This is a genomic window from Natrinema soli, from assembly GCF_028618695.1.
Window position 1 is genome coordinate 1 of the sequence record NZ_JAQIVI010000558.1, and the last position, 7,237, is coordinate 7,237.

Annotated in this window: 6 protein-coding genes and 1 pseudogene; 3 read left to right on the forward strand and 4 right to left on the reverse strand. The window is 64.5% G+C overall.

The genetic code is table 11. From position 1 onward, the window contains the following. Positions 1–374: alcohol dehydrogenase catalytic domain-containing protein (locus PGX04_RS26505; protein ID WP_273741229.1), on the reverse strand; the 374-nt coding region annotated here is incomplete at its 3' end. 174 nt (positions 375–548) lie between these two features. On the opposite strand from PGX04_RS26505, the pseudogene PGX04_RS26510 reads away from it, so the two are divergent. Then, positions 549–1,123, forward strand: a pseudogene (locus PGX04_RS26510) (type 1 glutamine amidotransferase domain-containing protein). A 659-nt stretch (positions 1,124–1,782) separates the two neighbouring features. Here PGX04_RS26510 and PGX04_RS26515 read toward each other — a convergent pair. Then, positions 1,783–2,904, reverse strand: coding sequence for a pyridoxal phosphate-dependent aminotransferase (locus tag PGX04_RS26515; RefSeq protein ID WP_273741230.1), 1,122 nt, complete (start codon positions 2,902–2,904; stop codon positions 1,783–1,785). Positions 2,905–3,069: 165 nt separating this feature from the next. Between PGX04_RS26515 and PGX04_RS26520 the strand changes: the two genes are divergently transcribed. After that, on the forward strand, positions 3,070–3,738 hold the full coding sequence (locus PGX04_RS26520) for a DUF6517 family protein (protein ID WP_273741231.1): 669 nt from the start codon (positions 3,070–3,072) through the stop codon (positions 3,736–3,738). 208 nt (positions 3,739–3,946) lie between these two features. Here PGX04_RS26520 and PGX04_RS26525 read toward each other — a convergent pair whose 3' ends face one another. Further along, positions 3,947–4,813 (reverse strand): 2-oxoacid:ferredoxin oxidoreductase subunit beta, encoded by an 867-nt coding sequence (locus tag PGX04_RS26525; RefSeq protein ID WP_273741232.1) that lies wholly within the window; start codon positions 4,811–4,813, stop codon positions 3,947–3,949. Continuing rightward, the gene (locus tag PGX04_RS26530) at positions 4,810–6,567 is read right to left on the reverse strand and encodes a 2-oxoacid:acceptor oxidoreductase subunit alpha (protein WP_273741233.1); all 1,758 of its coding nucleotides are present in this window, start codon (positions 6,565–6,567) and stop codon (positions 4,810–4,812) included. The genes PGX04_RS26525 and PGX04_RS26530 overlap by 4 nt, the downstream gene beginning before the upstream one ends. Before the next feature lie 298 nt (positions 6,568–6,865). Here PGX04_RS26530 and PGX04_RS26535 point away from each other — a divergent pair. Further along, a partial coding sequence (locus tag PGX04_RS26535) for a ferredoxin--NADP reductase (protein WP_273741234.1) occupies positions 6,866–7,237 on the forward strand: 372 nt, incomplete at its 3' end.

Sequence of the window (7,237 nt, forward strand, 5' to 3'; positions counted from 1 at the left end):
CCAGCGCCACCGGCCTCGGTCAGATCCGCGCCGTCGGGGAGGTGCACGACGCGGTCGGTGGGAACCGTCGCGAACTCCGCGTAGGCACCCTGCGCGGCGGCCCCGCCGATACCGGTTCCGTAGACGCGGTCGCCCTTCTCGAAGCCGTCGACGGACTCACCCACCTCGGCGACGACGCCCGAGAAATCGACGCCGGGCGTAAACGGCACGTCGACCGGCGTGTACGAGCCGTCCCGGAAGTAGGTATCGACGGGGTTGACACCCGCGGCGGCAATCTCGATCAAGAGTTCGTCCGCGGCCGGCTCCGGTCGATCGATTTCGTCTACCTGTAGTACGTCCGCATCGCCGTGTTCGTGGAGGCGTACAGCGCGCATATCGTTCGAGACCACGGAGCGGGGCCGTAAAATGGTACACGTGACGGCACGAGAGACGGCGTCCTCGGAGCGGTCTCTCCGGTACTCGAGCGGGACGTGCGGATCAGACCGCTGCCCGGCCGTTTTGCACCAGCAAGTACAACACTTGTCCGCACGAGCGCACTCGCTTTCGGTATGAGCGAATCTGATCGGCAGCCGCTCGAGGAGACGACCGTCGGACTCTTCCTCGCACCGGAGGGCACCGAAGAGATCGAGTTCGTCGAACCGAAGGAGACGGTCACCGACGCCGGAGCCACCGTCGACGTACTCGGCAGCGAGACCGGCGACGCCCAGACCGTGAACGACGACCTCGAGTGGAGCGACAGCTACGAGGTCGAGAAATCGTTCGACGAGGTCTCGGCGGACGACTACGACGCGCTGATCGTCCCCGGCGGGACCGTCGGCGCGGATACGCTCCGAACGGACGAGGACGGCGTAGCACTCCTGCGACAGCACGTGGAAGCCGGGAAGCCGGGAAGCCGGCGGGCGTGATCTGCCACGGCCCGTGGACGCTGGTCGAAGCCGACGTCGTCGACGGGAAGACGTTGACCTCCTACCACAGCCTGCAGACCGACGTTCGCAACGCCGGCGGCGAGTGGGTCGACGAGGAGGTCGTCGTCGACGACGGACTGGTGACGAGTCGGAATCCGAACGACCTCGAGGCGTTCTGCGAGACGCTCGTCGACGAGTTCGCGTCAGCACAGCGCTGAAACTCTCGGACTCTTCTCCGCCGTTTTGTATCGGACACGTGGCTACTGCGAAAACGGGAACGTTCAGCGTGGATGGTCTCTGTGTCGCTCAGACTGAGCAACCGACGTGCGGTGGCGCGCGCTGTCGGCCGATCGAGCGTCGCGAGGCGCGAACACAGTGAACGCCTCGGAAAGCGAGAGCGGCCGACGACATTGTGCGAGGGATGAGCGAGTGAGCGGAGCGAACGAGCGAATCGGCTGGGGAGGGCGTGGCGATTCCCTGTTGCCACGATAGCAGGAGACATTTTCCCACTCGACCGCCTTCGAGAATACTCTTCTATACATGTGGACTGATCAATCGACGTAGAAAAACGAGAATGACGCGGCGCGTCCTGCTCATCGTGGCGGCACGGAGTTGCCTCGCCCTCCCCAGCCGATTGCGGTCCTCGCTCCCACGGGTCGCTGCGGTCCTCATCCCTCGCACAATGTCGTCGGTCGCCCTCACTTTCGTTCGGCCGACCGACAGCGCGCGCCACCGCACCTCGGTTTTCCAGTCCGAAGTGAGAATATAGATCGTCTCAACAGCTCGTTCGATGGAAGACGTAGCGGGAAGAGGGTGAGAGAACCAACCCACAGAGACCCCTTGATGTACTGGTAACAGCGGTCGGTACGAGCGAATCCTATCGAACGGCTCGAGTCGCGTCGGCCATAATTTCGAGCGCTTCCTTCAGTTCCTCGGTCCCGGTCGCGTACGAGAGCCGCGCATAGCCCTCGCCATTCGCGCCGAAGGCGTCGCCGGGGACGACGACGACGCCGCGCTCGAGGACTTCGTCACACCAGCCGTCGGGGACCTTCGGCATCGCGTAGAAGGCCCCCTCGGGAGTGGGCACCTCGAGGCCGGCGTCGGTGAGCCCGTCCAGCACGAGGTCCCGCCGCTGCTCGAAGGTGTCGACCATCTCCTGAACCCGATCCTGAGGCCCCGTCAGGGCGGCCTCGGCGGCGTACTGTGCGGGTGCGGAGGCGCAGGCCTGCCCGTACTGGTGGACTCGCAGCATGCGCTCGATCCGGCGATTTGATGCGACGACCCAGCCGAGTCGCCAGCCGGTCATCGAGTAGGTCTTCGAGCAGGCGCTGACGACGAGGACGTTGTCCGTCTCGGCGAACTCGAGCGGCGAGTGGTGGTCGCCCTCGAAGACGATGTGCTCGTAGACCTCGTCGGAGATGCAGAGCACGTCGTGCTCGTCCGCGATGCGGGCGAACTCGCGCATGTCGGCCTCGCTCTGGACGGCTCCCGTCGGGTTCGCGGGGCTGTTGACGACGAACGCAGCCGTCTCCGGCGTAATGGCGTCCTCGACCGTCGCGGGATCGAGGGTCAGATCCTCGCGCAGTCCGACCGGCTTCGGCGTCCCGTCGGCGATGTGTGTCAGCGCGTCGTAGGAGACGAAACCCGGATCCGGGAAGATCACTTCCTCGCCGGGATCGACGTGGGCCTCGAGCGCGAGGTGCAGCGCCTCGCTGCCGCCGGAGGTGGCGATCACGTCTTCGGGGTCGACCGCGAGGCCGTAGTCCCGATCGTACTTCGCCGAAATCGCCTCTCGAAGCTGCGGGGTTCCCTTGTTCGAGGTGTAGGCGTCGGCCCGCCCGGCCTCGATCGCTTCGATCGCCCCGCGGCGGGCGTGGGCGGGCGTCGGGAAGTCCGGCTGGCCGAGGCCGAGGTTGATCGCGTCATCGCCGGCGGCCTCGAAGACCTCGCGAATCCCGCTGATCGACACCTGCTCGACTCGCGCTGCGAAGTCGGTCATGGCTATACGGGGGCGGTCGATCCCGATAACTCTTCATGAGTTCGTCGGCCCGGATTCGTCGCCCGAACGGTCCCGAACCTGAACCATCTTGTTCCGTAAACGGTCCTGTCAGCGGTCCTGAAGTAGCCACAAGGGATATGCCGCTCGTAGCGAATCTCTCTTCCAATGACTCTCACTCGCCGATCGGTGCTCGCCGCTGGCGCGACTGGAGCCCTCGCACTAACGGCAGGCTGTCTCGACGTCGTTCTCGGCAACGGACCGCTCGAGTTCGATTCCGACCGCGTCGCCCCGACCGAGGGCGCGCTCGAGGGGGCCGGCTACGAGGAAAGCGGCGTCAATAACGACGCGATCGAGCGAACGGTCGACCTCCCGGGCGGCATCGAACGCGACGTCCGGGCCGGCGTCTGGCGCTCGGTGTACACGAAGGAGGTCGACTATCTGGGCGGGACGCGCGAGGGGGCCGCCTTCGCGAGCGTCTCGGTCCCCGGCATGAAGGTCGCCGGCCGATCGCTCAACCCGCTCGACGATATGTCGAACAAAGAGCTGCTCGAGCGGTTTCTGAGCGAGGTTCCCAGCGATCACGGTGATATTTCGAACATCCAGCGCGAGGATTCGTTCGACCTCGATATCCTCGGCGACGGCCGCGAGGTCGACCTGTTCGTCGGTCAGAGCGAACTCGAGGGCGAGACGATCGATATCGAGATCAAGCTCACGTCGTTCGATCACGACGGCGATCTGCTCGTGTTACTCGGGACCTACCCGAAGATGCTCACTGCCGAAGCCGCGAACGTCGAGGAACTGCTGGAATCCGTCGAGCACCCGTTCGAGGGGTAGGGTTCGGTTCGCAGTCTCGAGTTACGGCGACGGGGAACCAGTTATCGAAGAAATCGGGCAAAATCGACCGACCCGCAGACGACCGCGTTTTCGATCTCACTGGACGACGTGCAACCAGTGTACGGAGTAAACAGCACGCGGAGCGATCCGTGCACAGAATAGAGAGCGATTCGCGCACAGCACAGAACGCGAGCAGTGACCGCCGTCGTCAGTAGAACTCGCGGACGAGATCCATCGCGTCCTCGGGCGCGCCGTCGGGAATCTCGGACATGTCCTCGGTGACGCCGTGTTGTTCGTGGTACGGCACGGAGTTTTCGTTCTGGTACATCACTCCCTGGTACTCCTTGTCGCTGTCGAGGATGACTTCCTTGGCGGCCTCGTAGTCGTTCGGATCGTGATCCTCGTCCTCCTGCAGGTCGACGAGACTGTCGCGGAAGTAGTCGTAGGTGTCGACGTCGTTGAACGTGACGCACGGGCTGAAGACGTTGACGAAGCCGAAGCCGTCGTGTTCGATGGCCTGCTCGATGATCTCCGCGTGGCGCATCGCGTCCGAACTGAACGACTGCGCGATGAAGCTCGCGCCGGAGGCCATCGCCAGGGCGAGCGGGTTGACCGGCGGCTGCTTCGGCCCTTCGGGGGTCGTGCTGGTCTCGAAGTCCGACCGCGAGGTCGGCGAGGCCTGCCCCTTCGTCAGCCCGTAGATGCGGTTGTCCATGACCACGTAGGTCATGTCGACGTTCCGGCGGACGGCGTGGACGAAGTGACCGGCACCGATCGAGTAGCCGTCACCGTCGCCACCGGCGACCATGACCTCGATGTCGGGACGGGCCATCTTGACGCCGGTCCCGACCGGGAGCGCACGGCCGTGAACGCCGTGCAGGGCGTAGCTGTGCATGTAGGTCCCGATCTTGCCGGAACAGCCGATCCCCGCCACCACGAAGGTGTTGTCGGGGTCGTTGCCGGTGTTCGCGAGGGCTTTCATCATGCCGTTCATCGTCCCGAAGTCGCCGCATCCGGGACACCACGTCGGCTGCTTGTCGGATTTGAAGTCGGTGAATCGTACGTCGGAGCTCATTGTGCTGGTACCTCCTCGGTGAGTTTGTCGGTGATATCGTCCGCGAGTTCGTCCGCCTTGAATCGAACGCCCGTGTACTTGTTGATGCGCTTCACGCGGGTAAGCACGTCGTGTTCGATCACGTCGGCGAACTGCCCGGTCGCGTTACACTCGACGACGATCGTCTCGTCGGCGGCTTCGATCTCCTCGGTCAGGTCCGGCCGCGGGAAGATGTACGGCACCGAGATGACGCGGACGTCGATCCCGTCCGCCTCGAGGTAGTCGAGCGCTTCGATGAGCGCGCCCTCGTTGGACCCCCACGAGATGACGAGGTTGTCGGCGTCCGGGTTCCCGAACTCGCGATAGTCCCACTCCTCCTCGTTACGGGCGGTCTCGACCTTCCGATATCGCTTGTCGACCTGGTGGACGCGCTCGTCTTCTTCCTCCGTCCGGCGGCCGAGTTCGTCGTGTTCGAGGCCGGTGGACATGTGTGCGGCGTCGGTCGTGCCGGGGATGGCGCGCGGACTGACGCCATCTTCGGTGACGGCGTGAGCGCGGAAGCGACCCTGTGCGTCGAGCCACTCGTCGACCTCGTCCTCGTCGACGAGCTTGCCGCGATCGATCTCGACGTCGTCCATGTCGAAGGCCTCCGGCGGGAACGTCTGTTCGGTGACCGACATCGCCAGATCGGAGACCAGGAAGACCGGCGTCTGGTACTTCTCTGCGAGATTGAACGCCTCGACGGTCTTCCAGAAACACTCGGTGATCGACGTGGGAGCGACGACGAACCGCGGGACTTCACCGTGGCCGGCGTACAGCGCCATGTCGAGGTCGCCCTGTTCCTGTTTGGTCGGCATCCCCGTCGAGGGACCGGACCGCTGCACGTCGGCGATGACCAGCGGCGTCTCGCTGGTCGCGACCAGGCCGAAGGTCTCGGTCATGAGGTCGATCCCGGCCCCCGACGTCGCGGTCATCGATCGAGCACCGGCACGCGCGGCCCCGAGAGACATGTTGATCGCCGATAACTCGTCTTCCGCCTGAACGACGTGACCGCCGTAGTCTTCGATGCGTTCCGTCAGATACTCCATGATCGACGTCGCGGGCGTGATCGGATAGCCGGCGTAGAACCGGCACCCGGCGGCGATGGCACCCATGCCAATCGCCTCGTTGCCGTTGAGTAAGACGTAGTCGTTGTCGGTCGTGTCGATGTTGTAGCCGAGGTGGTCCAGATCGTAGTTCTCCTGGACGTACTCCTGACCCGCTCGGGCGGCCGCCTTGTTGTTCTCGACGATCTTCGAACCCTTGCCGCCGAAGCGCTTTTCGAGGGCTTCGTCCAGGTACGCGACGTCGAAACCGGTGATTTCGCACGCCGCACCGAGCGCGACGATGTTGCGCATGATCGCGCCGCCGGCCTCCTCGGCCAGCGTCTTCAGCGGAACGTCGACCGCGGTCATCTCGTCGGGAATCTCGGCCTCCCACGAGCGCTCGCCGTCGTAGATGATAGCGCTGCCCTCGTGGAGTTCGTCTAAGTTCTCGTCGATCGTCCGCTGTGTCAGCGCGACGAGGATGTCCAGCCGATCGACGACGCTCTGGATGTCCTCGACGGAGGTGCGAATCTTGTAGGCAGTGTAGCCGCCGCGGATCCGCGACGCGAAGTCTTTCGACGTGAATACGTGCCGTCCGGCTCGGGAAAGGGCCTGAGCGAAGATTTTACCCGTGGAGTCGATACCGTCGCCGGCCTCGCCTCCGACCGCCCAGTTGAGATCCTCAGCCATGTTATGCTGAGCCTTGCCCCCCATAAATGAAAAGGCTTCTGAAACCCCAACCGGACAACCGCGACGGTGGGTGATATGTTCGGTAGGCGGGGACAGTTTTCATTAATCGTTACAAATAACGGCAGTGACGGTTACCGACGGAAAAAACGGGTAACGCGGCGAATGTGGTATCGAGGCGCACGGTCAGTTCCACGGTCCGTGGCCGTGACACGATCCCGGATCGCGACCGTAATCGAGTCGAACCTGCGGCGTCGATGGAACGGAACGACTTTTCGACCCGCCTCCGAACGGAGTCGACATGGAAGGGACGCCAGTCACCGTCGCATCGGTCACCGAAGTCGGTCCGGACACCGTCGCACTCGAGCTCGAAACGCCTGACGGGTTCGACGCCCTGCCGGGCCAGTTCGTCTTGCTCCGGGCCAGCCCCGACGAGGAGGTGCTTTCGCGTCACTACACGCTCTCGTCACCGGACGTCGGAGCGACGTTCGAGCTCACGGTCGGCATCGATCCCGACGGCGACCTCTCGCCGTGGCTCGCCGACCTCGAGGCCGGTGAAACCGTCCACATCGAGGGGCCGTTCGGCAGGATTACGTACGACGGTGCGGGCGACGTCGTCGCGGTCGCCGGCGGGCCGGGAATCGGTCCCTCGGTGGCGGTCGCCGAAGCGGCC

What these genes read in the sequence shown, in the direction of transcription:
- PGX04_RS26525 (WP_273741232.1), bottom strand. Translation starts at nt 4,813, where the DNA reads ATGAGCTCCGACGTACGATTCACCGACTTCAAATCCGACAAGCAGCCG.
- PGX04_RS26515 (WP_273741230.1), bottom strand. Translation starts at nt 2,904, where the DNA reads ATGACCGACTTCGCAGCGCGAGTCGAGCAGGTGTCGATCAGCGGGATT.
- PGX04_RS26520 (WP_273741231.1), top strand. Translation starts at nt 3,070, where the DNA reads ATGACTCTCACTCGCCGATCGGTGCTCGCCGCTGGCGCGACTGGAGCC.
- PGX04_RS26530 (WP_273741233.1), bottom strand. Translation starts at nt 6,567, where the DNA reads ATGGCTGAGGATCTCAACTGGGCGGTCGGAGGCGAGGCCGGCGACGGT.